Origin of the sequence: Paraburkholderia sp. J76 (assembly GCF_905220295.1) — a bacterium.
Taxonomy (GTDB): domain Bacteria; phylum Pseudomonadota; class Gammaproteobacteria; order Burkholderiales; family Burkholderiaceae; genus Paraburkholderia.
The window spans coordinates 427,520-450,093 of record NZ_CAJMZJ010000001.1 but is presented as its reverse complement, the minus strand read 5'-3'; the positions used below and the strand labels follow the sequence as shown (position 1 = coordinate 450,093).

At 65.6% G+C, this 22,574-nt stretch carries 21 protein-coding genes; 12 read left to right on the top strand and 9 right to left on the bottom strand.

Annotation, left to right across the window (positions count from 1 at the left end; genetic code table 11):
• Positions 1-2 precede the first annotated feature (2 nt).
• From sufU to sufB, 5 genes are read right to left on the bottom strand one after another with little or no spacing between them, the layout of a single operon-like run.
• Positions 3-455 (bottom strand): Fe-S cluster assembly sulfur transfer protein SufU, encoded by a 453-nt coding sequence (sufU, locus tag U5768_RS02045; protein WP_322028711.1) that lies wholly within the window; start codon positions 453-455, stop codon positions 3-5.
• Positions 452-1,705: a cysteine desulfurase gene (locus U5768_RS02040; protein WP_322028710.1), complete on the bottom strand. Its 1,254-nt coding sequence runs from the start codon at positions 1,703-1,705 to the stop codon at positions 452-454. The genes sufU and U5768_RS02040 overlap by 4 nt, the downstream gene beginning before the upstream one ends.
• On the bottom strand, positions 1,702-3,027 hold the full coding sequence (sufD, locus tag U5768_RS02035; protein WP_322028709.1) for a Fe-S cluster assembly protein SufD: 1,326 nt from the start codon (positions 3,025-3,027) through the stop codon (positions 1,702-1,704). Before sufD ends, U5768_RS02040 begins: the two co-directional genes overlap by 4 nt.
• Positions 3,024-3,794 carry a Fe-S cluster assembly ATPase SufC gene (sufC, locus tag U5768_RS02030; RefSeq protein ID WP_322028708.1) on the bottom strand — a complete coding sequence of 257 codons (771 nt, stop codon included), beginning with the start codon at positions 3,792-3,794 and terminating at the stop codon, positions 3,024-3,026. Before sufC ends, sufD begins: the two co-directional genes overlap by 4 nt.
• A gap of 13 nt (positions 3,795-3,807) precedes the next feature.
• Positions 3,808-5,268 carry a Fe-S cluster assembly protein SufB gene (gene sufB / locus U5768_RS02025; RefSeq protein WP_322028707.1) on the bottom strand — a complete coding sequence of 487 codons (1,461 nt, stop codon included), beginning with the start codon at positions 5,266-5,268 and terminating at the stop codon, positions 3,808-3,810.
• Between the two features lie 286 nt (positions 5,269-5,554).
• Here sufB and U5768_RS02020 point away from each other — a divergent pair, with 286 nt between their 5' ends.
• From U5768_RS02020 to U5768_RS02010, 3 genes are all read left to right on the top strand, one after another.
• Positions 5,555-5,827, top strand: a complete 273-nt coding sequence (locus U5768_RS02020) for a hypothetical protein (RefSeq protein WP_322028706.1) — start codon at positions 5,555-5,557, stop codon at positions 5,825-5,827.
• A gap of 83 nt (positions 5,828-5,910) precedes the next feature.
• Positions 5,911-6,171 (top strand): DUF1488 domain-containing protein, encoded by a 261-nt coding sequence (locus U5768_RS02015; RefSeq protein ID WP_322028705.1) that lies wholly within the window; start codon positions 5,911-5,913, stop codon positions 6,169-6,171.
• Between the two features lie 342 nt (positions 6,172-6,513).
• Entirely contained in the window at positions 6,514-6,666 is a 153-nt protein-coding gene (locus tag U5768_RS02010; RefSeq protein ID WP_322028704.1) for a hypothetical protein, read from the top strand.
• An 18-nt stretch (positions 6,667-6,684) separates the two neighbouring features.
• Here the strand turns inward: U5768_RS02010 and U5768_RS02005 are convergent, their stop codons facing one another.
• Positions 6,685-8,364, bottom strand: a complete 1,680-nt coding sequence (locus tag U5768_RS02005) for an ATP-binding protein (protein ID WP_322028703.1) — start codon at positions 8,362-8,364, stop codon at positions 6,685-6,687.
• Positions 8,365-8,565: 201 nt separating this feature from the next.
• Positions 8,566-9,987, bottom strand: coding sequence for a hopanoid biosynthesis associated radical SAM protein HpnJ (hpnJ, locus tag U5768_RS02000; protein WP_322028702.1), 1,422 nt, complete (start codon positions 9,985-9,987; stop codon positions 8,566-8,568).
• A gap of 210 nt (positions 9,988-10,197) precedes the next feature.
• On the opposite strand from hpnJ, the gene U5768_RS01995 reads away from it, so the two are divergent.
• The 8 genes from U5768_RS01995 to U5768_RS01960 all read left to right on the top strand — a co-directional run bounded on the left by U5768_RS01995 (position 10,198) and on the right by U5768_RS01960 (position 19,249).
• Complete coding sequence (locus U5768_RS01995) at positions 10,198-11,130, top strand: hypothetical protein (RefSeq protein WP_322028701.1); 933 nt, start codon at positions 10,198-10,200, stop codon at positions 11,128-11,130.
• Positions 11,127-11,801 carry a gluconate 2-dehydrogenase subunit 3 family protein gene (locus U5768_RS01990; RefSeq protein ID WP_322028700.1) on the top strand — a complete coding sequence of 225 codons (675 nt, stop codon included), beginning with the start codon at positions 11,127-11,129 and terminating at the stop codon, positions 11,799-11,801. The genes U5768_RS01995 and U5768_RS01990 overlap by 4 nt, the downstream gene beginning before the upstream one ends.
• Entirely contained in the window at positions 11,791-13,452 is a 1,662-nt protein-coding gene (locus U5768_RS01985) for a GMC family oxidoreductase (protein ID WP_322028699.1), read from the top strand. The genes U5768_RS01990 and U5768_RS01985 overlap by 11 nt, the downstream gene beginning before the upstream one ends.
• An 87-nt stretch (positions 13,453-13,539) precedes the next feature.
• Entirely contained in the window at positions 13,540-13,692 is a 153-nt protein-coding gene (locus tag U5768_RS01980) for a DUF6496 domain-containing protein (RefSeq protein ID WP_322028698.1), read from the top strand.
• Positions 13,693-13,877: 185 nt separating this feature from the next.
• Complete coding sequence (coxB, locus tag U5768_RS01975; protein WP_415913828.1) at positions 13,878-14,849, top strand: cytochrome c oxidase subunit II; 972 nt, start codon at positions 13,878-13,880, stop codon at positions 14,847-14,849.
• Positions 14,850-14,910: 61 nt separating this feature from the next.
• The gene (gene ctaD / locus U5768_RS01970; RefSeq protein WP_322028992.1) at positions 14,911-17,514 is read left to right on the top strand and encodes a cytochrome c oxidase subunit I; all 2,604 of its coding nucleotides are present in this window, start codon (positions 14,911-14,913) and stop codon (positions 17,512-17,514) included.
• 41 nt (positions 17,515-17,555) lie between these two features.
• Positions 17,556-17,954 (top strand): hypothetical protein, encoded by a 399-nt coding sequence (locus tag U5768_RS01965; protein ID WP_322028697.1) that lies wholly within the window; start codon positions 17,556-17,558, stop codon positions 17,952-17,954.
• On the top strand, positions 17,951-19,249 hold the full coding sequence (locus U5768_RS01960; RefSeq protein ID WP_415913827.1) for a c-type cytochrome: 1,299 nt from the start codon (positions 17,951-17,953) through the stop codon (positions 19,247-19,249). Before U5768_RS01965 ends, U5768_RS01960 begins: the two co-directional genes overlap by 4 nt.
• A 68-nt stretch (positions 19,250-19,317) precedes the next feature.
• Here the strand turns inward: U5768_RS01960 and U5768_RS01955 are convergent, their stop codons facing one another.
• Positions 19,318-19,608 carry a hypothetical protein gene (locus U5768_RS01955; RefSeq protein ID WP_322028696.1) on the bottom strand — a complete coding sequence of 97 codons (291 nt, stop codon included), beginning with the start codon at positions 19,606-19,608 and terminating at the stop codon, positions 19,318-19,320.
• Positions 19,609-19,811: 203 nt separating this feature from the next.
• On the opposite strand from U5768_RS01955, the gene U5768_RS01950 reads away from it, so the two are divergent.
• Positions 19,812-20,555, top strand: a complete 744-nt coding sequence (locus U5768_RS01950; RefSeq protein ID WP_322028695.1) for an MgtC/SapB family protein — start codon at positions 19,812-19,814, stop codon at positions 20,553-20,555.
• 27 nt (positions 20,556-20,582) lie between these two features.
• On the opposite strand, the gene U5768_RS01945 is transcribed toward U5768_RS01950, so the two are convergent.
• On the bottom strand, positions 20,583-22,403 hold the full coding sequence (locus U5768_RS01945; protein ID WP_322028694.1) for a glycoside hydrolase family 15 protein: 1,821 nt from the start codon (positions 22,401-22,403) through the stop codon (positions 20,583-20,585).
• Between the last annotated feature and the right edge of the window lie 171 nt (positions 22,404-22,574).

Below are 22,574 nucleotides of genomic sequence, written 5' to 3'. Positions count from 1 at the left end.
CGTCATTCCGTCGATACGGTGCCGCGCTCGTCGCGCAACGCGGCATGCAGCGTATGCCATGCGAGCGTCGCGCATTTGATGCGCGCCGGAAATTCGCGCACGCCTGCGAGCACCGCGAGCTTGCCGAGCCCTTCGACGGAAACCGGGCGATCCGAAGGCGCCGTCGCCATGGCGTGAAAGCGTTCGAATAGCGCCTCGACTTCCGCCTGCGTGCGGCCCTTGAGCGCCTCGGTCATCAGCGAAGCCGATGCCGTGGCGATGGCGCACCCGGCGCCCTCGAAGCCGGCATCCTTGACCACGCCATCCTCGATACGCAGATACAACGTGACGCGGTCGCCGCACAGCGGGTTGTAGCCTTCCGCGCTATGCGTCGCGCCAGCCAGGGCGTGGCAGTTTCGCGGCCGCCTGTAGTGGTCGAAGATCGTTTCCTGGTAGAGGTCGCGCAAGTCGCTCATAGCGGAAACACCTCCGCTACGCGCGCAAGGCCGTCCAGCAGCGCATCGACATCGGCGCGCGTGTTGTAAAGCGCAAACGAGGCGCGCACCGTGGCCGGCACGCCATAGCGATCCATGACCGGCATCGCGCAGTGATGGCCCGTTCGCACCGCCACGCCGTACCGGTCGAGTATCGTGCCGACGTCGTGCGCATGCGCGTTTTCCATAACGAACGAAAGGATGCCGAGCTTTTCCTTCGCAGTTCCAATCATCCTCACGTTAGGCATCGCGCGCAGGGCGGCGTCCGCATATGCCAGCAGTTCGGCTTCGTGCCGCTGCGCCACTTCCAGTCCAATCGCGCTCACGTAGTCGAGCGCCGCCGCAAGGCCGATCGCACCGGCGATGTTCGGCGTGCCCGCTTCGAAGCGCCAGGGAATGACGTTGTACTCGGTCTTTTCGAACGTCACCGAGCGGATCATGTCGCCGCCGCCCTGCCATGGCGGCATGGCCTCCAGCAATGCGGATTTCGCATAGAGCGCGCCGATGCCGGTCGGGCCGTAGACCTTGTGACCGGAGAACGCATAGAAGTCGCAATCGAGCGCGGCCACATCCACGGGCAGATGCGCAACGGCCTGCGCTCCATCGACCAGCACCGGCGCGCCATGCGCATGGGCTAGCTCGATCATGCGCGCAACCGGGTTCACGGTTCCCAGCGCGTTCGACGCGTGCGTAACGGCCACCATGCGCGTGCGCGCGCCTAGCATGCGCTCGTACGCGTTCAGGTCGAGCGTGCCTTCGTCGTCGATTGGCGCCACTTTCAGCACCGCGCCCGTCTGTGCGCACACGAGTTGCCACGGCACGATGTTGGAGTGATGTTCCATCGCGGTGACAAGCACTTCGTCGCCGGGCTGAAGCCTCGGCCGCGCGCAGCTTTGCGCCACCAGATTGATGGCCTCGGTCGTGCCGCGCGTGTACACGATCTCCTTCTCGTGCGCCGCATGCAGGAAGCGCGCAATGCGCGCGCGAGCGCCTTCATATGCATCGGTCGCGCGTTGTGACAGCAAATGCACGCCGCGATGCACATTGGCATTGTCGTGTTCGTAATAAGCCTGTTCGGCGGCAATCACGCTCGCGGGCTTCTGCGTGGTCGCGGCATTGTCCAGGTACACGAGCGGCTTGTCGTGCACGCTCTCGCGAAGAATCGGAAAGTCGCGGCGCCAGTCCATTACCGTTTCGGCGCCGGCAATGCTCACCGGTTCGAGCAGACTCATGACAGTCCTCGCAAGGATTCGCCACCGGGCAGGCGCGCGAGCAGTTGTTGTGTGAGCCGGCTGCGCAGCGCGGCACTTTCCACGCGATCCACGCTCACGCGCGCGAACGACCAAACCAGAAGCGCGCGCGCCATGCGCTCGTCAATGCCGCGCGAGCGCAAGTAGAAGAGCGGGCTCTCGTCGAGTTGGCCGACGGTTGCGCCGTGCGTGCATTTCACGTCGTCGGCGTGAATTTCCAGTTGCGGTTTCGTGTCGATGCCGGCATTGCGCGAGAGCAGAAGATTATCGTTGCCCTGGTGCGCATTGGTCTGCTGCGCGTCCTGATGCACGATCACGCGGCCATCGAACACGCCATGCGAAGCACCGTCGAGCACGCCGCGATAGTATTCGCGGCTCGTGCCGCGCGGCATTTCATGGTCGATGCGCGTGTGGTGATCGACGTGCTGGCGCGCGCTCACGAAATACAGGCCGTTCAGATCGGCTTGAGCGTCTTGCGCGTCGAGGCGCGTGTCGATCTGCGTACGCGATAATGCACCGCCGAAAGCGAAGGAATGCGATGTAAAGTAGCTGGCGCGCCGTTGCGACACGCCCACGTGGGCGATATGAAATGCGCTGCGCGCCTCCTGTTGAATGCGGCAATGCTGAACGTCGGCCTCTTCGTCGACGACGATTTCCGTGGCGGTGTTGACGAAGTAGGCTTCGTCGGCGATTCCGGCGAACTGCTCGACAATCGAACAGCGCGCGCCCTGCCCCGCCACCACGGCGTTGAACGGATGCATGGCAAGCGCGGCCTCGCTGCTGAAGAACACCACGTGCAGCGGCCAGTCCAGCATGCAGCCCGGCGGCAGCACGACCACATAGCCGTCGCTGCGAAATGCGCCGTTGAGCGCCGCGAATCCGTCTTCGGGCGCGCGCCTCGCCATGATGGATTCGATCCGGTCAGGAATCCTGCGCATTGCCTGCGCGAGCGTGCCGACAAACGCGCCTTCCGGCAAAGGCGGCAAGGACGAAAGCTTCGGCGCATGTCGGCCGTTCACGAACACCATGCGTCCGCCCGCGTCCGCCGGTACGAGATCGTCGATCAAACGGGCATAATCCGTTTGCTCGCCGTCCGAAGGCATGAAATGCCAATGCGATTTGGCAATGGGCGTCACGTTAGTGTATTTCCACGCTTCGAGCTGCGTGCCGGGAAAGCCCAGCGTCTCGAACCGCTCGAACGCGTGGCGCCTCGCCTTGCGCAACCACGGCAACTCGACGCCCGCCAGCGTTCCCGCCATCGTGCGAAACGCCTCACGGTAATGCTCGCGCGTTGATTCGCTCATCGCTGCTCCCCGGCGGAGGCCGCGTGTTGCTCGCCGAGCCAGCCATAGCCCTTGCGCTCCAGTTCGAGCGCAAGCTCATGCGAGCCCGACCGCACGATGCGCCCCTGCGAAAGCACGTGCACCTGGTCGGGCACGATGTAGTCGAGCAGGCGCTGATAGTGCGTTACCAGCACGATGGCGCGCTCCGCGCCGCGCATCCGGTTCACGCCGCGCGCGACGAGTTGCAGCGCGTCGATATCGAGCCCGGAGTCGGTTTCGTCGAGAATGGCGAGACGCGGTTCCAGCACCGTCATCTGCAGTACCTCGTTGCGCTTTTTCTCGCCGCCAGAAAATCCTTCGTTCACGCCGCGATACAGAAGCTCTTCCTTCATCTCCATCGCCGCCATTTTCTCCTTTACCAGCGCGAGAAAATCCATGGCGTCGAGTTCCGGCTCGCCGCGATGCTTGCGCTGCGCGTTGAGCGCGGCCTTGAGCAGATAGATATTGCTCACGCCCGGTATTTCCACCGGATACTGGAACGCGAGAAAAAGCCCGCGGCGAGCGCGTTCGTCGGGCGCAAGCGCGAGCAGATCGCTGCCGTCGTACTGCACGCTGCCGCCCGTCACCACGTATTGCTCGCGCCCCGCCAGCACATGGGCGAGCGTGCTTTTTCCCGAGCCGTTCGGCCCCATGATCGCGTGTACTTCGCCCGCATTCACGCGCAGATCCACACCGCACAAAATCGGCTTGCTTTCTACTTCGACATTCAGATCGCGAATTTCCAGCATCCTGCTCTCCCTCTCAACCTACGCTGCCTTCCAGGCTCACGCCCAGCAGCTTCTGCGCTTCCACGGCGAATTCCATCGGCAATTCCTTGAGCACGTCCTTGCAAAAGCCGTTGACGATCATCGAAACCGCATCCTCTTCGGTGAGCCCGCGCTGCCGGCAATAGAACAACTGGTCTTCGCCGATGCGCGACGTCGATGCCTCGTGCTCCACTTTCGCGCTCGGGTTCTTCACCTCGATATACGGAAACGTGAAGGCGCTGCATCGGTCGCCTAGCAGGAGCGAATCGCATTGTGTGTAGTTGCGCGCGTTCTCGGCCGAGCGCGCCATCTTCACGAGCCCGCGATATGCGTTCTTGCCGCGGCCAGCCGAAATTCCCTTCGAGAGAATCGTGCTGCGCGTATTGCGGCCGATATGAACCATCTTCGTGCCGGTATCGGCCTGTTGATAATGATTGGTGAGCGCCGCCGAATAAAACTCGCCAATCGAGTTGTCGCCGCGCAGGATCACGCTCGGGTATTTCCACGTAATCGCCGAGCCGGTTTCGACTTGTGTCCACGAAATCCTGGCGTTGGCCTCGCGGCAGTCGCCGCGCTTCGTCACGAAGTTGTAGATGCCGCCGCGCCCCTGCGCGTCGCCCGGATACCAGTTCTGCACCGTCGAGTAGCGGATTTGCGCGCCTTCCAGTGCGACCAGTTCCACCACGGCGGCATGCAACTGGTTTTCGTCGCGCATCGGCGCCGTGCAGCCTTCCAGGTAACTCACGTAAGCGCCCTTGTCGGCCACGATCAGCGTGCGCTCGAACTGGCCCGTGTTGCGGGCGTTGATGCGAAAGTACGTGGACAACTCCATCGGACAGCGCACGCCCGGCGGGATGTAGCAAAACGAACCGTCGCTGAATACCGCCGAGTTGAGCGTGGCAAAGAAATTGTCGGTGTAGGGCACGACCGAGCCGAGATACTGGCGCACGAGGTCGGGATGGTCGCGCACCGCTTCCGAAAACGAACAGAAGATAATGCCAAGCTCGCCCAGTTGCCGCCGGAATGTGGTGGCGACCGAAACGCTGTCGAATACCGCGTCCACGGCCACGCCCGCAAGAATCTCGCGCTCCTGCAACGGCACGCCGAGCTTTTCGTAAGTGCGAAGGAGTTCCGGATCGACTTCGTCCAGGCTCTTCGGGCCGTTCTTCGTGCGATCCGCTTGCGTATGCGGCGCCGAATAATAGGCGATGTCCTGGAAGTCGATCGGCGGATGTTCAATACTCGACCAATGCGGCTCGCTCATCGTGAGCCAGTGCCGGTAAGCGGCGAGACGCCAGTCGAGCATGAAGGCAGGCTCCTGCTTGCGCTCCGAAATCAGACGGATCACGTCCTCGGACAAACCGCGCGGCAATGTATCCGACTGCACGTCCGAAACGAACCCGTGCCGATATTCCCGCCGCAGCAGTTCCTCGAATGGTTTCGCTTGTGTATCCATGACGTTATTACGGCTTCCTTTGCATTGACGCAATCACGATCTCATTCTAGAGCCGCTATCAAAACCCTGGCATTGCCGGGGTTTAACCCCCGCGCATGAAATGCGTAGCGGGCACGCCTGATGCTGAAAACGCCGCCAGCAAAACAGAAATGACAACGCCTTCGCGTGAAGCCAACTTTCCATCTTTCCGTTTCTTTCCGTGTACTGGCAGGGCGGCTCGGCGTTGCAGGCATGCGATTCGCGACACCATGCAGCACCACGACGACGGAAACGAACGGAGAAGGCCATGAAATCCTTTTACGCTCTCGCTCGAGGCGCGTTAGTCCGAAGCGCGCTACCTTATATGGCGATGGCGCTCGCCGCCGTCTGGCCAGCCGCCCAGGCGCAAGCGCAATTGCCCGCACATCCGCCCCCGCCGATGGTGATGCCACCGGCGGCCGCATCGGGCGCGACCAGTGCATCCAACCCCGATAACATGCCGGTGAAAAAGCCCAAGGGGCCCGCCACCCGCGACAAGATGATGCGCAACGACCCCGCCAGCGACGCGCACGCCAAGTAGGAGGAAACCGAGGCGCAGAAAGGCCTCAACTTTGGCCGCATCAGGCTCTACCCTGTAACCATGCAACTCACGGAGGACTCAGAATGAGAATCGAATTCACGAATCGCCGTCACGCCGTCGCTGCCGCGCGCGTCGCGTTCGAAGCCAACGTGGACAACCGCCCGGTGTGGTGCAGCGTCTCGCTCGACGCGCTGAACGACCGTTTCGGCAATACCGGAACGTCAGCGCATGCGCTGCTTAGCGCGTTCGAGGCGAACCGCCCGAGCATCGAACTGGCCGCGCGGCACGCCCTGGAGAAAAACGGGGGGCAATCCCTCGAACTGGAAACGCGCGATCTAAAGTGATGGCGCGAGCGTAAGCGCAATCGCACTCGATTCGAATCGTCAGTTACTTAGGGCAATCGCACTCGATTCGAATCGTCAGTTACTTAGGCCTGCTTCAGATGCCTCGCGAGCGGGCCGCGATACTTCCTGGCATCCACACACACATCGAGAGCGTTCAGATCGAGGGCGTTCAATTGCGCGTCGGCATCGGCTATTCTTGATTTGCGTCCGCGACCAGCGCCATTCTTTCGTGTGCGTCGCATTGTTCCCACGGCGCTGCCGCGGAACGCGCCTTGCCAGCCGCACTACGCTTGATCCCCGCTCGCCTCGAAGCGGCGGCCCTGACGTGACAAGGAGGCAGACATGGACGCGCTACAGGTGGGAACCGCCATCGGCGTCATGGTGCTGGTTATCGCGGCCTCGGCCGTGATCGCGCATTACCGCCGCGAACGGCGACGCGCCAGCCTGTTGCGCGACCTCCACCATCACAACGGCATCCACTCGTCGCGCAGCTAGTCGGCCGCGCGTCGCGCGTCAACGGCCTCGGGTGCAGGTCGCGATCATCGCGCGCAGCCGTGCGATGTCGGCGGGCTTCGCGAGATGCGCATGAAACCCGGCCGCGAGCGCCGCTGCGCGGTCGCTGTCCGACACATGGCCGCTCAGCGCGACCAGCGTCATGCCGGCCTGATCCGGCATGGCGAGCATCCGCGCCGCGAGTTCGTAGCCGTTCATGCCGGGCATGCCGATATCGACGAGCGCGAGATTCGGCTTCCATTGCTTGAGCAAAGCCAGCGCACTGGCGCCATCGCACGCCGTTCTCACTTCATGCCCTTCGAGTTCGAGCAGCGCACCGAGCGCGAAACGCGCGTCGGCATTGTCGTCGACGATCAGCACACGGGCCGGTTCGTTGCTCGCAACCGCCGCGCCGTCCGGTTTGACGGCGTCGGCGCTGCCCGTGCGCACGGGAATCGAAAGGCGCGCGAGCGTGCCGCGTCCGGCTCCCTCGCTCGTCACGACAATTTCGCCGCCGTGCAATTGCGCGAGCCGCTGCGCGATGGCAAGCCCGATGCCGAGTCCGCCTTCCAGCCGCGCGCTCTTCCCGGCAAATTGCGAAAACGGCTCGAAAATGCGCGAAAGCACGGCCGGGTCGATCCCAATGCCGTTGTCGCGAATCGAAATCTCGACGCAGCGCGCTTCGCCAGCGCCTTTTTGTTCGACGGTGAGCACGATTTCGCCACCGTCTGGCGTATAGCGCACGGCGTTGGAGAGCAGATTCACGATTATCTGCGTGAGCCGCGCCGGGTCCGCGAACAGCCGCAGGTCGCCGGCAAGCGGATGAACGTGCAGCGTATGCCGCCGCGCCTCGGCGCGCTCGCGGATGGAAGCGAGCGCATCGGAAAGTATTTCGTTGAGCGAAGCATCGGTGGGCTCGACGCTCAGCTTGTTGTGATCCAGGCGCGACGCGTCCTGCAGTTCGTCCATCAAGCGTTTGAGTTGCGCGATCTGGCGCTGCGCAACCGCGAAATACTCACGCTGCGGTGCGCGATTCTCGCTCACCACCTGAAGCGCCTGGAACGCATTTTCGAGCGGCGCCAGGGGATTGCGAAACTCATGCGCAAGCACGGCGATCACTTCCGAATAGCGCTGCGTTTCCATGCGGCTATGATCGCGCGCGTCGACCAGATTGAGTGCCGACCCGGCCACGGAGGCGAATTCGCTGAGCACCCGCCGGTCTTCGCGAGTGAATCGCGACTGCTCCTCGAGCGAGACGACCCAGATGGCGCCCAGCGGGCGCCCTTTGGAGACGATTGGCAAAACGAGCGCTTCCTGCACGTCGGCGCAGACGGGGGCGAGAACCGGGAAATCGGCGCCTAACGCCGTGAAAAGCAGCGGCTTGCCGGCTTGGAGCACGACGGCGCACGGGCAGTCATTCCAGTGTGTGCGGGTTCCGCACAGGTTTGCAAACTTACCTGCCACGCTGTGCCAGCGAAAATAACGCTCCTCGCCTTCGCGCTCCAGCAAACTGATTCCCGCCGACTGCGCACCGCACAGGCGCATGGCAAAGTCCGCGATTCTTTGCAGCAACACTTCGCGCGAGTCCAGTTGCGCGGTGACAAGAGCGAGCAGCGCCTGGTTCTCGCTCTCGTGGTCAGGCGCGCGAGAGGGCCGCGCATCGAGGTCCGCGATGGCGGGCGACCTGCTTTTCGGCGCCATTGAGGTCTCCTCCGTTGGCCCGATGAAGCTATGAGTTATGACGTACCGCATGAGGCAGAGCCATTCCAGGCACCCCTGCAAAAAAGTGAATACGCGTGGGCATGGAACAGTATCACGCCGGAGGCGAACGAAAGGCAACGTGAAAGATGGGTAACAAACGCCCGGAATTCCGGGCGGGCGTACACACCGAAAGCGAACGCGTCAGACCTTGCGCGCCCGGAGATATTTGAAGAATTCCGCGCCTTCCTGAAGGCGCCGTTTCATCATTTCCCAACTCACCAGCATTTCACGGACGATTTCCCAGATTTTCCCTGGCCGGAAATAGAAGCGCTTATAGAACTCTTCAACGCCAAGATAAATTTCCTCGCGCGAAAGATGCGGATAGCCAATGGTCGAAGCCTGCGTGCCCGCCGAATTGACGAGCGTGATGACCTTGGTGTCGTTCAGCCAGCCATTTTCCACGGCCTGTTTATGCAGCACCGTGCCCGGATAAGGCGCGGCGAGCGAGACCTGTATGGTATGAGGATTAATTTCTTTCGCGTACCGAATGGTTTTCTGGATCGTTTCGTGCGTTTCGCCCGGCAAACCGAGGATGAAAGTGCCGTGAATCTTGATGCCGAGCTTGCGGCAATCCTCGCTGAACTGGCGCGCGAAGTCCGTGCGCACGCCCTTTTTGACGTTCACGAGAATCTGGTCGTCGCCGGATTCGTAGCCCACGAGCAGCAGCCGTAATCCGTTATCCTTCATCACCTTGAGCGTTGAATACGGCACGTTCGCCTTGGCATTGCAGGACCACGTCACGCCCAGCTTGCCGAGCCCGCGCGCAATTTCTTCCGCGCGCGGCCTGAGGTCCGTGAACGTGTCGTCGTCGAACATAATCTCCTTGATTTCGGGCATGTTGTCCCGAATCCATTTCACCTCTTCCAGCACGTGTTCGACCGAGCGCGTGCGATAGCGATGACCGCCGACCGTGTGCGGCCACAGGCAGAACGTGCAGCGCGATTTGCAGCCGCGCCCCGTATAAAGCGACAGATACGGATGTTTGAGGTAGCCGCTGAAATAGTGCTCGGGCGTGAGGTCGCGCTTGTAGATCGGCGCGACGAAGGGAAGCTGGTCCATGTCCTCGAGAATCGGCCGGGCTTCGTTGTGCGTGATGCCGCCATCGGGCAGCCGATAGCTCAGGCCCAATATCGACTCGAACGGCAAACCCTGAGCAATCTCGCGGCACGTGAAGTCGAATTCCTCGCGGCATACGAAGTTGATGGCATCGCTCGCGCTCAGCGAACCATGAGGATCGACCGCCACCTTCGCGCCGATCATGCCGACGAGGATCGTGCTCTTGCGCCGCTTCAGGTGTTCGGCAAACTGAATGTCGCTCGGAAACGAGGGCGAACTCGTATGGATGATGACCAGTTCGTATTCCTGAGCGATATCGAGCGTGGCTTCGAGCGTCAGGTCGTCTGCGGGGGCGTCCACCACGCGGCTGCCTTCGACCAGCGCGGCCGGCTGCACAAGCCACGTTGGATACCAGAACGAGCGGATCTCGCGCTTTGTTTGAAAACGTGAGCCCGCGCCGCCATCGAAGCCTTCGTAAGAAGGTGCCTGCAGAAACAACGTTTTCATGAATGCCCTCGGAGAAAAATCGTGAATTCGTCTCGAAGCCTACAAAAACATGACAGTTGCTGGATATGGCTTTGCGCGGGTCAAGAATACTACACACGCGGTTTCGCGGGAGAGGCCGGCGTCGCCACCGGGTTGTCACGCATGCGGCGCGGCATCCGCTTTGCTGCTTTCGCGTGGAGAAAGGAGAGACCCAACCGGGAGGTCAAGCCGATGACACAAACCACGCGCGCGGCTGCGGCCGTCGCAAGCGTCGCGGCGGGCGCCGCACTCGCGCTCTGGTCCACGCGCGACCTGCGCGAGTCGGCGCATGCGCGCGCGGCCGGCAAGCACGTCGCCGCGGCGCGCAGCTTCAATCACGGGTCGGCGCTGCTCGCGCTCTCTGTCCTCGCCGACAGCGCGATGGAACACTATCGCGGCTCGTTCGAGAACCGGGCGATGTACCTGCCGCCCGCCGTGGCGCTCTGCTCGCTCAGCGCGGCGCTGCACGGCGGCGCCGACCGGCGCGCGGTTTCGCACCGGCTGCGGCATGCAATCCAGCTAACCGGCGCGGCCACGGGCGTCGCCGGCACGGCGTTCCATCTTTACAACGTGACGAAGCGGCCCGGCGGCTTAAGCTGGCACAACTTCTTTTACGGCGCGCCCGCTGGCGCGCCGTTCGCGCTCGTGCTCTGCGGCGCGCTTGGCGCGATCGCCGAGCAGTTGCGCGACGAACCCGAACACGACCCGCATCTGTTCGGCATGCCCGCAGGCAAGGCACTCGCGCTGGTGGCCGGCGCGGGGCTGCTCGGCACGGCCGCCGAAGCGGCGCTGCTGCATTTTCGCGGCGCGTTTCAACATCCCGCGATGTACGCGCCCGTGACCATCGCGCCGGTGAGCAGCGCCTTGCTCGCGCATGCGGCGCTCGCCGCGCCCCGGCATGCGGCGCGCGCAAGCGGGTTCGCGCGCTTCTGGCTGCGGCTCACGGCGGCGCTGGGCTTTGCGGGTTTCGGCTTTCATGCAAACGGCGTGGCACGGGCGCAGGGCGGCTGGCGCAACTGGTCGCAGAACCTGTTCGCGGGGCCGCCGCTGCCCGCGCCGCCCTCGTTCAGCGCGCTTGCGCTCGCGGGGCTCGCGGCGTTGCGCATGCGGGAGACCGAACGATGACGCACACGCCCAGGTATCCGGGCTACGACGTGCTCGCCAAACGCAAGACGCCCTCATGGGACGCCCCCACGCGCGCGGTGATCGAGGCGCGCGTGAACACGCCGGATCGCGCGCGCTATCTCGCCGCGTCGCAGTGGCAGACGCTGGTCGCATTGTGCGACACCATCGTCCCGCAGCCCACGCGCGACGAACACGCCGGCGACTCCTCGCGAGTACCCGTCGCGGCACTGGTGGAAGGCAAGCTGCTCGACGACCGGCGGGACGGCTTTCGCGACGCACGTCTGCCGCCGTTGCGCGCCGCATGGGAAACGGGCCTCGCGGCGCTCGACGCCGAAAGCGTGAAGGCCTACGGCGAGCACTTTGCCCAATTGCGCGATGAACGGCGGCGCGCGCTCGTCACCCGCATGCAGCGCGGCGAACTGCGCGGCAAGGCGTGGCGCGGCATGCCGTGCGACGTGTTCTTCGCGAAGCGCGTGCTGCACGACGTGAGCGCCGCGTACTGGTCGCATCCGCTTGCCTGGAATGCGATGGGCTTTGGCGGCCCCGCGAATCCGCGCGGCTACGTGCGCCTTTACACGAACCGGCGCGATCCGTGGGAAGCCGTCGAAGCCCGCGACGACAGCGAGGCCGCGCAACAGACCGCGCGCACGGAGAACAAGCGTGTGCGCTGACCTCGCGCAAGCGGGCGCGGCGAACGAAGCGCCGCGCGGCAAGCACGGCCGCGCGCCCGACGTGTTCCGCCGCGGCGGCTGGATGCCCATGCGCGAATACGCGCTCGACGACCCCGTGGATTTCGCCATTGTCGGCACGGGCGCGGGCGGCGCGACGCTCGCGTGCCGGCTCGCCGAGGCGGGCTTTCGCGTGGTCGCGTTCGACGCGGGCGCGTGGTGGCGGCCACTGGAAGAATTCGCCTCCGACGAAACCCACCAGGCCAAGCTCTACTGGACCGACGAGCGCATCTGCGACGGCGACAACCCCTTGCAGCTAGGCAGCAACAACAGCGGCAAAGCCGTGGGCGGCAGCACCGTACACTTCGCGATGGTTTCGCTGCGCTTTCGGCCCGAATGGTTCCAGGCGCGCACGAAGCTCGGCTATGGCGTGGACTGGCCGCTCGACTGGCGCGAGATGTGGCGCTACTACACCGAGGTCGAGCGCGCGCTCGGCATTTCCGGGCCCGTGAATTATCCGTGGGGACCGAAGCGGCCGCGCTATCCGTATCGCGCGCACGAGGTCAACGGCGCGGGCCTCGTGCTCGCGCGCGGCTGCGAGGCGCTCGGCATTCCGTGGTCGCCCACGCCGCTCGCCACGCTTTCCGCGCCGCGCGGCGACGCGCATCAGTGCGTGTATCGCGGCTTTTGCGTGTCCGGCTGCGCAACCAACGCAAAGCAGAGCGCGCTCGTCACGTGGATTCCGCGCGCCGTGCACGCGGGCGCGGAAATCCGCGATCTCGCCATGGTGGGCCGCATCGAAACCAACGCGCTGGGGCGCGCCGCCGGCGTGCATTTCCATCGCGAGGGGCGCTGGCATTTCCAGCGCGCGCACAACGTGGTCGTGGCGGGCTACGCCATCGAAACGCCGCGCCTCCTGCTGCTTTCCGCGAACGGGCGCTTTCCCGAGGGCCTCGCGAACCGCTCGGGGCTCGTCGGCAAGAACCTCATGGTGCAGACCAACCAGGCCGCGTGGGGCGCATTCGACGACGAAATCCGCTGGTACAAGGGGCCGCCCTCGCTCGCGCTCACCGAGCACTGGAACTATCAGGACACCGGCAAGGACTTTCACGGCGGCTACTGCTACATGAGTCAGGGGCCGCTGCCGCTCGTCTGGGCGGCGACGCAGACGAGCCGCGGCCTGTGGGGCGACGCGCTCATGCGCGAGATGACGAAGTACAACCATCAGGCAGGGCTGAAGATGGTGGGCGAAACGCTGCCGCAGGAACGCAACCGCGTGACGCTCGCCGGGGAAAAGGACGCGCTCGGCTTGCCCGTGGCGCGCGTCACATGGTCGATGTGCGAGAACGACCACAAGCTCGTGAACCATGCGCTCGACTTCATGAGCCGCGCGCTCGCGGCGGCGAACGCGCGCGATATCTGGACTCAGAACGACGACACCTGCCACCTGAACGGCACGGCGCGCATGGGCGACGATGCGCAAACGAGCGTCGTGAATGCGGATTGCCGCTCGTGGGACATTCCGAATCTGTGGATCTGCGACGGCTCCGTGTTTCCGACCGTGGGCGGCGTGAATCCGTCGCTCACCATTCAGGCCATTGCGCTACGCACCGCCGAGCGCATCCAGGCGCTGGCCGCGCGCGGCGAACTTTGATCGACGCTTTGGTTTCCGACGCTTTGTATTCCGATACGCGGGCACGGACAATGCGCGAATCCAGGGGCTTTTTAAAAGGAGGCTGCCATGCCGCTCAGCAAGGGAAAAACACGCGAAGCCATTTCGAAGAACGTCAAGACGGAAGTGAAGCAAGGCAAGTCGCAGAAGCAGGCCGTTGCCATTGCGCTCAATCAGGCGCGCAAGTCGGGCGCGAAAATTCCGAAGAAGAGCCAAAAATGAGGCGACGCGCCGCACTTGCGGCGCGTTTCTTGTTTCGCTCAGTTCGTTAGCTATCCTCGCTAACTTCGGCTGGCCTCGCCCAAGCCTCCGGGTCCTCAGGGTAAACACACGCCGAACAGGCATACGGGGTGCGCACCCGAAACCATTCTGAACCGCGTTCTGGACCCCAGGCTGCCGCGTCGCCCATGACCCCACTCGCCTACTTCCTGCACAGCGCAGGCCCCGCATCGGGCCCGGTGCTGGCGCTCGACTGGGGCCTTGCCGCGTTATGCCTGGGGGTGTGCATTGTCATCGCCGGGCTGCTTTATATGGCGCTACGCCGCAAACGCCGCGAAAGCGCAACGTCCGACGAAGCATTAGCGCAAGCCAATGTCGCCGACGAACAGGGCGAGCGCACCGCGAACCGCATCGTCGCCGTGGGCACGGCGATTTCCTCGGCGCTGCTGCTGGGCGCGCTCGTGGCGATGCTGCGCGTGCTGGCCGCCGTGGCCGACCCGCCGCGCGAGCCCGCGCTTACGGTGACTGTCACCGCTTACGACTGGTGGTGGAAAGTGACCTATCGAACGCCTGCCGGCACGAGCTTCGATACCGCCAACGAAATCCACATCCCCACGGGCGAGCCCGTGCGCATCGACCTGCAAAGCGCCGATGTCGTGCATGCGTTCTGGGTGCCGGCGCTCGCGGGCAAGACGCAGGCGATACCCGGACAGGTCAACCATCAGTGGTTCGAAGCGGACCGTCCCGGCATATGGCGCGGGCAATGCACGCAGTTCTGCGGACCGCAGCACGCGCACATGGCGATGGAAGTGGTCGCGCAAACGCCCGCCGACTTCGCGCGCTGGCTCGACGCGCAGCGGCAGCCCGCAGCCGCCGCGCCAGGCGGCGCCGCGCTGCGCGGCGAGCAGCTATTCGACGCGCGTTGCAGCGGCTGTCATGCGGTGCGCGGCACGCCGTCGAGCGGCGCGCAGGCGCCCGATCTCACGCACCTCGTCTCGCGCCGCTTGATCGCGGCGGGCACGCTCGCCAATACGCCCGTCAACCGGCTCGACTGGGTCGAACATGCCCAGCAGCGCAAGCCCGAATCGCTCATGCCCGACATCGCCCTCACTCCCGCCGAGGCGAGCGACCTCGGCGCGTGGCTCGACACGCTCCAGTGACATGAACGATATCCCGGCCTCGCCTGCCGCCCCCGATCGTCCGGAACGCCCCACCCACGCGATGGTGCCGCAACGCCCGCGCGCGGGCCGCCTCTCGCGCGTACCCGAAACGGGCACCGCGCCGCTCGACGAAGCCACGCTGCGCCGTCTGGAGGAGATCTGGGAGACGCGCCCCGGCTGGCGCGGCTGGCTCTCCACCGTCGATCACAAGACCATCGGCATCCGCTATCTCGTCACGGCGTTCGTATTTCTCGTGCTGGGCGGCGTGGAGGCGCTCATCATGCGCGCGCAGCTCGCGCGTCCCAACGAAACGCTCCTCACGCCGCAGCAGTACGACCAGCTCTTCACGATGCACGGCGTGACGATGATCTTTCTTTACGCGCTGCCCGTGCTGAGCGGCTTTTCGAACTACCTGTGGCCGCTCGTGCTCGGCTCGCGCGACATGGCGTTCCCGCGCCTGAACGCGCTCTCGTACTGGGTTTTTCTCGGCGCGGGCATTCTGCTTTACGCGAGCTTTCCCGCGGGCGAAGGCGCGAATGCGGGCTGGTTCAACTACGTGCCGCTTTCCACGGCCGCCTACGACCCCGGCCCCAACATCGACGTCTACGCGCTCGGCATGGTGCTGCTCGGCATTTCGACGACGGTGGGCGCGGCCAACTTCGTCATCACGTTCCTGCGCATGCGCGCAAGCGGCATGTCGGTGGCGCGGCTGCCCATTCTCGTGTGGGGCACGCTCACGGCTTCGGCGGCCAACCTGCTCGCCGTGCCCTCCGTGAGCCTCGCGTTCTTCATGCTCTGGCTCGACCGCAACGCGGGCTCGCACTTTTTCGACACCAGCGCCGACGGCCGCCCCTTGCTCTGGCAACACCTCTTCTGGATCTTCGCGCATCCGTGGGTCTACGTGGTCGTGCTGCCCGCCATGGGCATCGTTTCCGACGCGCTGCCCACGTTCTGCCGCCGTCCCATCGTCGCCTACGCGGCCGTTGCGCTCTCGACGGTCGCGACCATGCTCGTGGGCTTCGAAGTGTGGCTTCATCACATGTTTGCGACCGGGCTGCCGCCGCTCGCGCTGGCCTTCTTCGGCGCGGCCAGCATGGTGATTTCCGTGCCGAGCGCCATTGCCGTATTCGCGTGGATCGCCACGATCTGGACCGGCCGCCCCGTGTTCAAAACGCCGTTCTACTACTTCGCGGGCTTCGTGCTGATGTTCACCGTGGGCGGCGTTTCGGGCGTGATGACCGCCGCCGTGCCGCTCGACTGGCAGCTTACCGACACCTACTTCGTCGTGGCCCATCTTCACTACGTGCTGCTCGGCATCAACGTGTTTCCGGTGCTGGGCGGGCTCACGTACTGGTTCCCCAAGTTCACCGGGCGGCTCATGAACGAACGCTTCGGCAAGTGGACCTTCTGGGTCGCGTTCATCGGCTTCAATCTGGGCTTCTTCCCGATGCACATCTCGGGGCTGCTCGGCATGCCGCGCCGCATCTATACCTACCCCGAAGGCATGGGCTGGGACACGGCCAACCTGATCACGAGCATCGGCGCGTTCGTGTTCGCCATCGGCATCGCCATGTTCATCGGCAATGCGCTCGTAAGCGCGCGGCGCGGCGCACGCGCGGGCGCGAATCCGTGGAACGCGTCGGGCCTCGAATGGTCCACTTCGTCGCCGCCGCCGCCGTACAACTTCGCGATCCTGCCGAGCGTGCGCTCGCGCGACCCGCTCTGGCAGCCCGACGCGAACGTGCCGCGCCCCGGTTACCTGCTCCATCGCGGGCGCGAGGCGCTGGGCGTCACGCCGCTCACGGGCGAACCCGACGTCATCCTCAAGATGCCCGACGACAGCTACGCGCCCTTCGTGCTGGGCGTGGCCTCGACGCTCGTGTTCGTGGGCCTGCTGTTTCATTCGACTTCGTCCACGGTTATCGCCGCAGCCGCATGCGGACTCGCGCTGCTCTCGTGGCTGTGGCCGCGGCGCTCGCTCGGCCAGCGCGAACCGTTTGCGCCGCAAGGCACTACGCCCGCTGGAACAGCCGCCGAAGCCACAGCCGCTTCGGCTGCAATCCGCAGCGAAGACGAAACCCTGGCGCTGCCCGTAGGCAGCGCGGGCGAGCACTCGGGCGGCTGGTGGGGCGTGCTCACGCTCGTGGTGACGGAAACCGCGTTGTTCGGCTATCTGATCTTCTCGTACCTGTACCTCGCCTCGCAGAGCGCGCAGCCCTGGCCGCCCGACGGCCTGCCCAGGCTCGGCATGAGCGGCCTGAACACGGCGCTGCTGCTCACGAGCAGCGTGTTCGTGTGGCTCGCGGGCGCGTTCGTGCGGCGCGCCCGTTCGTGGCCCGCGTTCTGGTCGATGATCGCCGGCATCGCGCTAGGCGTGGCGTTCGTCACGATCCAGTTCTTCGAGTGGCGCGAGCGGCCCTACGGTCTTTCGACGAATCTGTATGGTTCGCTCTACTTCACGATTACGGGCTTTCACATGGCGCACGTGATGGCGGGCCTGGTGATGCTCGCGGCGCTCTCGTTCTGGATCGCGCGCGGCTATTTCGACGGCAAACGCGATGCGGCGCTCACCATCGGCGGCCTGTACTGGCACTTCGTCGACGTGGTGTGGCTCTTCATTTTCTCCGTGCTCTATCTCTCGCCTTACTGGATGCGAGGACGATGATGCAGCCCGCTCCCGCACCCCCGGCCCCTCCGGCGCCTCCCGTGCGCGCAAGGCCCACGCTGCGCCAGCATGTGGCCGTGTGGTACGGCATTTTCGGCGTGCCGGCCATCTGGGCGGGTCATGTCCTGTTCTGCCAGACGCTCGCGGCCACCACCTGCGCGGGCGGCGTGCCGCAACGCAATAGCGAGCCCTGGCAGGTCGTGCACTGGACGCTTGCGCTCGTTTCCGCCGCCGCGTTCGCGCTGGCGCTGACCGGCGCGCTGCTGGCGCGGCGCACGTGGCGCGAGAGCGCGGCCATCAATACGCCCCAGCGCGACACCTTCCGCTTTCTCGCGTGGAGCGGCACCGCCGTGGCCGTGGCGTTCACGATTGCGCTCGTGTTCACGATCTCGGTGCTGTTCGCGTTGCCGCTGGAGCGTCTATGCGGGGCGCTCCGATGAGCGCGCGCGCTCTGGCGGCCACGTTGCTCGCCGCCCTGATGCCGCTCGCCGGCTGCCACCGCAACGACGAATTCGCGACGGCAAAACCGCCGCCCGACGCCGCCCAGATCGCCCTGGGCGAAAAACTCGCGAAAGCCGGCGATTGCGCCTCGTGCCACGATTCCGCCAAACGCGAGCCCTTCGCCGGCGGCCTTGCCGTGAATTCGCCGTTCGGTCCCATTTACGCGAGCAACATCACGCCCGACCCCGTTCACGGCATTGGCAACTACACGCCCACGCAGTTCGCCGCGGCCTTGCAACGCGGCGTGACGCCAGGCGGCGAACGGCTGTATCCGGCCATGCCTTATCCGTCGTTTGCGGCGCTCCATGCAAGCGACGTGAACGCGCTCTACCAGTACTTCATGTACGGCGTGAAGCCGGTGCCGAACATCACGCCGCAAACGCATCTGCCGTTTCCGTTCAACCAGCGCTGGGTGATGATGGTCTGGCGTCTCGCGTTCGCGCAGCATGGCCGCTTCGAGCCGGATCCCGCGCAATCCGCGCAATGGAATCGCGGCGCGTGGCTCGTGCAGGGCCTCGGTCACTGCGGCGCGTGCCACACGCCGCGCGGGCCCGCGTACAACGAAATGGGCTACACCCAAAGCAGTCCGCTCTACCTCACGGGCGGCGTGACCGATCACTGGTACGCGCCGAATCTCACCGGCGACCCGGGCAGCGGCCTTGGCCGCTGGAGCGCCGACGACATCGTGGCTTTCCTGCGCGACGGCCACAACGACCGCGCCTGGGCGTTCGGCGCGATGGCGCCCGTGGTGGGCGCGAGCACGCAATATATGGCCGACGACGACCTGCACGCCATCGCCGCGTATCTGAAGTCGCTGCCCGCGCGCGAGCCGGGCGGGCAGTATGCCGACTCCGCCGCCGCCCGCGCCTCGACCATGACGGCGCTGCGCGGCGGCACGCCGGAGCGGCCCGGCGCGGGCCTTTATCTTTCGTACTGCGCAAAATGCCACGGCGCCGACGGCGCGGGCAAACCCGGCAAGGCGCCCCCGCTTGCGGGCAGCTCGCTCGCGCTATCGTCCGATCCGACGAGCGTGCTGCGCCTCATCGTCGAAGGCAGCGAGAGCCCGCAGACGGACGGCGGCGGCGAGCCGCGCAAAATGCCCGCGTTCCGCACCCAGTTCACGGATAGCGAAGTCGCCCAGGTGGCGAGCTTCGTGCGCGGCGCGTGGGGCAACAACGCCGCGCCCATCGCGCCCGCCGAAGTCACGCGGCTGCGCGATGCGATTCATCGCTAAGCAGAACTGCGGAAAAAACAACGGCGCGCGATTGCGAACAATCGCGCGCCGTGAAGGGGGGGCCAAGCTTATTGCCCCTTGGTGTCGCTGCTGGCGTCAGCGCCCGGCGTATTGGTGGTGTCGTTCATCGGCTTGGACATGTTCTTCGTGTGCTTCTTGCTGTGCGTGGTCGAATGCATCGTGCCCGAAGAATTCTGCCCCGCGCCCTGCGACGGATAGGCCCCGCTCGCGCCGCCAGTGGGCGCACCCGGACCCGTGCCGTTGCTGCTGCCGCCGCCCGCGCCCTCCGCGAGCGCCAGGCCCGAAGCGGCGAGCGTCACGCTCACGAGTGCTGGAATCAAATAGTGTCGTGGCTTCATGATTGGCTTTCCTCAATATCGTGTGGATTGAATTGCGGGGGTTCGTGATTGAACTTCCCGCGTGTGCAAGCCCTTTCTGTAGCGCACATGGTGTGCCACGGTGTGTGCCACGGGTTTGCCACGGGTTTGCCACGCACCCCCCGGCATACGGTTTGCGCGCCGAGCGCGTCACACCACCAAAAATTACGGCCCCTTGCCCGCGAATGAATTCAGCCGCCCTCATGCACCCGATGCCGCTCGTCGTCACCTGGCCCGATTTCGTGGCGCGGCTCATCGTGGCCCTCGCGGCGGGCGCGCTGATCGGCCTGAACCGCGGCGAGGCGGGCAACGCGGCCGGGCTGCGCACGACGCTGCTGGTCTGCCTCGCCGCCTGTCTCGCCATGCTTCAGGTGAACGTGCTGCTCGTGCTGAACGGAAAACCTCAGGATTCCTTCGTTATGCTCGACCTGATGCGGCTGCCGCTCGGCATTCTCTCGGGCGTAGGCTTCATCGGCGCGGGGTCGATCCTCAGAAAGGACGGGCTCGTGCAGGGCGTGACCACCGCGGCGACCATGTGGTACGTCACGGTGATAGGACTTTGCGCGGGCGGCGGCCAGTACGTGCTCGCCATCGCGGGCACCGTGCTCGGGCTCGTCGTGCTGCATACGCTTGAGCACATCGAGCACCGTCTGCCGCGCGGCAGGCGCGCGTACGTCACGCTCGGGCACGATGCGGGCGTCGACGCCCGCAAGCTGATCGACGATGCCCTGCGCGGCTGCCGCTGCCGCGTGATGCCGCTGGGCGTGACGCATCACACGGCGGAAACGGCGGCGCACCAGCGCCTCGACGCGTCGTTCGAAGTACGCTGGCAGGCGCCCCCCGCCGACGAGGCCGTCGAGAACGCGCTTTCCGCGCTCGTGGCGCGGCAGCACGAAGAAGCGTCCTGGTCGATCGAGCGCTCGGCGTAGTCGCGCGCGTCATGCGCTCGCACCGGCTCACTGCGCGCGGCGATGGCCTTTCGCCGATCCGCTCAGCAGCATCGCCGTCTTGACCACGGCCAGGTGGCTCAGCGCCTGCGGAAAATTGCCCGCCAGCCGCTGCGCGCGCACGTCATATTCTTCGGCGAGCAGGCCAACGTCGTTGGCCACGGCGAGCACGCGCTCGAATTGCTCGCGGGCCGCATCCTCGTCGCCGCGCAGGTAGAGGCAGTCGGCCATCCAGCACGAGCACGCGAGGAAAGCGCCTTCGTCGGGCGCTTCGTCGCCACCGCGCCGCCAGCGGCGAATCAGGCCGCCTTCGCCCAGTTCGGCGCGAATCGCGTCGATGGTGGCCGACATGCGCGGCTCGTCGGCGCGCATGAAGCCCACGAGCGGCAGGAGAAGCACGCTTGCATCGAGCGCCGCATCGTCCGCATCGTCTGGACTTTCCGGATCGCCGTAATTGCGCACGAAGGCCCCGCGCCGCGCGTTCCAGCCGCGCTCGCAGACCTCGTCGTACAGCGCCTCGCGCATCTGCACCGCGCGCTGCACCAGCGGGTCGCCCACGCCCGGCCCCTCTTCGCACCAATGCTTGACGAAGCGGTCCAGCGCCACCCACGCCATCACGCGCGAGAGCGTGTAGTGACGCACCTCGCCGCGCGTCTCCCAGATGCCCGATCCCTGCTTGTCGCCATGATCGACCAGCCAGCCAACGAGTCGCGCTTCGAGCGCCGCTTCCTCGTCTGCCGCAACGATGCCCGCGCGCCGCGTGAGATAGAGGCAATCGAGCGCTTCGCCGAACACATCCGGCTGATACTGGGTGCACGCCGCATTGCCGAAGCGCACGGGCCGCGCCCCTTGCCATCCCGCGAGACTCGCCACCTCGCGCTCACGCGGCACGTGGCCGCCGTCGACGCGATACATGACGTGAATGCGCCCGCGCTCGCCGCCGATCGTGCGCAAGAGCCAGTCGCGCCAGGCGCGCGCTTCGTCGTGGAAGCCCGCTTCGAGCAGCGATTCCAGCGCGAAGCTCGCGTCGCGCAGCCAGCAGTAGCGATAGTCCCAGTTGAGTTCGCCGCCGGGCGCTTCCGGCAACGACGTGGTGGGCGCGGCGACCATCGCGCCCGTAGCCCGGTGGACGAGCGCATAAAGCGTGAGCAGCGAGCGCCGCACCGCTTGCGGCCAGAGCGTGCGGCTATTGTCGAAGTGGTCGATCCAGTGGCGCCAATGGCGCTGCGTATCGTGCAGCGCCATCAGCGCGGATGCCGTGTCCACGCCCTGCATCTCCGCGCCATCGCCGTGGCAGAGCGTGAACACCACGCGCTCGCCCGCGCGCACGGTAAACGCGGCTTCGAGCATGCGCGTTCGAACGCGTAACGGCACGTCCGCGCGCACGATCATCGGGTCGCCTGACGCGCGCAGCGTCGCCGCGCCGCTTTCGTTTTCCGCTGCGGATGCAACGAAATGGCCGCGCCGCGCCTGCATGGCCGTCTGCATATCCACGCTGCCCCGCGTGCCCTCGACGATGCGCACGATGCAGGGCACGCTGCCGTCGGCCGCCATGAAGTCGGTTACGCGCGCGCTGCCGTGCGCCGCCTCCCAGCCGGTTTCGACCACGAGCGTATCGCGCTGGTAACTGCGTTTCGCGCGGCTCGAAGAATCCGCAGGCGCCAGGCGCCAATGGCCGTCCTCATCGCCGCCCAGAAGCGCCGCAAAGCACGGATCGCTGTCGAAACGCGGCCAGCACAGCCAGTCGATGGAACCCTCGCGCCCGAGCAACGCCGCACTGCGGCCATCGGCAAGCAATGCGTAATCTTCGATGAGATGTGTGCGGGTCATGGGCTGTGGCCCCATCCGTGCCCGGGCGGGCGCAATCAGGCTAGCCCAAGCACTTCGGATTCCCGAAAGGTTGAGGCGCAAGGAGGGCGCGCGGGCCGCGCCCTGCTTGCATCAATTACGCGTAAAGCTTGAAACGCGTGCACTTCGGCGTGCACCTCGCTGTGCACTCCG

Bases quoted from the DNA above. Each gene is read 5' to 3' on its own strand.
- U5768_RS01955 (WP_322028696.1), bottom strand. From the start codon at position 19,608: ATGAAGCCACGACACTATTTGATTCCAGCACTCGTGAGCGTGACGCTC.
- ctaD (WP_322028992.1), top strand. From the start codon at position 14,911: ATGGTGCCGCAACGCCCGCGCGCGGGCCGCCTCTCGCGCGTACCCGAA.
- U5768_RS01980 (WP_322028698.1), top strand. From the start codon at position 13,540: ATGCCGCTCAGCAAGGGAAAAACACGCGAAGCCATTTCGAAGAACGTC.
- coxB (WP_415913828.1), top strand. From the start codon at position 13,878: ATGACCCCACTCGCCTACTTCCTGCACAGCGCAGGCCCCGCATCGGGC.
- sufC (WP_322028708.1), bottom strand. From the start codon at position 3,794: ATGCTGGAAATTCGCGATCTGAATGTCGAAGTAGAAAGCAAGCCGATT.
- U5768_RS01995 (WP_322028701.1), top strand. From the start codon at position 10,198: ATGACACAAACCACGCGCGCGGCTGCGGCCGTCGCAAGCGTCGCGGCG.
- U5768_RS02010 (WP_322028704.1), top strand. From the start codon at position 6,514: ATGGACGCGCTACAGGTGGGAACCGCCATCGGCGTCATGGTGCTGGTT.
- U5768_RS02040 (WP_322028710.1), bottom strand. From the start codon at position 1,705: ATGAGTCTGCTCGAACCGGTGAGCATTGCCGGCGCCGAAACGGTAATG.
- U5768_RS02020 (WP_322028706.1), top strand. From the start codon at position 5,555: ATGAAATCCTTTTACGCTCTCGCTCGAGGCGCGTTAGTCCGAAGCGCG.
- U5768_RS01960 (WP_415913827.1), top strand. From the start codon at position 17,951: ATGAGCGCGCGCGCTCTGGCGGCCACGTTGCTCGCCGCCCTGATGCCG.
- sufD (WP_322028709.1), bottom strand. From the start codon at position 3,027: ATGAGCGAATCAACGCGCGAGCATTACCGTGAGGCGTTTCGCACGATG.
- U5768_RS01990 (WP_322028700.1), top strand. From the start codon at position 11,127: ATGACGCACACGCCCAGGTATCCGGGCTACGACGTGCTCGCCAAACGC.
- sufU (WP_322028711.1), bottom strand. From the start codon at position 455: ATGAGCGACTTGCGCGACCTCTACCAGGAAACGATCTTCGACCACTAC.
- U5768_RS02015 (WP_322028705.1), top strand. From the start codon at position 5,911: ATGAGAATCGAATTCACGAATCGCCGTCACGCCGTCGCTGCCGCGCGC.
- sufB (WP_322028707.1), bottom strand. From the start codon at position 5,268: ATGGATACACAAGCGAAACCATTCGAGGAACTGCTGCGGCGGGAATAT.
- U5768_RS01945 (WP_322028694.1), bottom strand. From the start codon at position 22,403: ATGACCCGCACACATCTCATCGAAGATTACGCATTGCTTGCCGATGGC.
- U5768_RS01950 (WP_322028695.1), top strand. From the start codon at position 19,812: ATGAATTCAGCCGCCCTCATGCACCCGATGCCGCTCGTCGTCACCTGG.
- hpnJ (WP_322028702.1), bottom strand. From the start codon at position 9,987: ATGAAAACGTTGTTTCTGCAGGCACCTTCTTACGAAGGCTTCGATGGC.
- U5768_RS02005 (WP_322028703.1), bottom strand. From the start codon at position 8,364: ATGGCGCCGAAAAGCAGGTCGCCCGCCATCGCGGACCTCGATGCGCGG.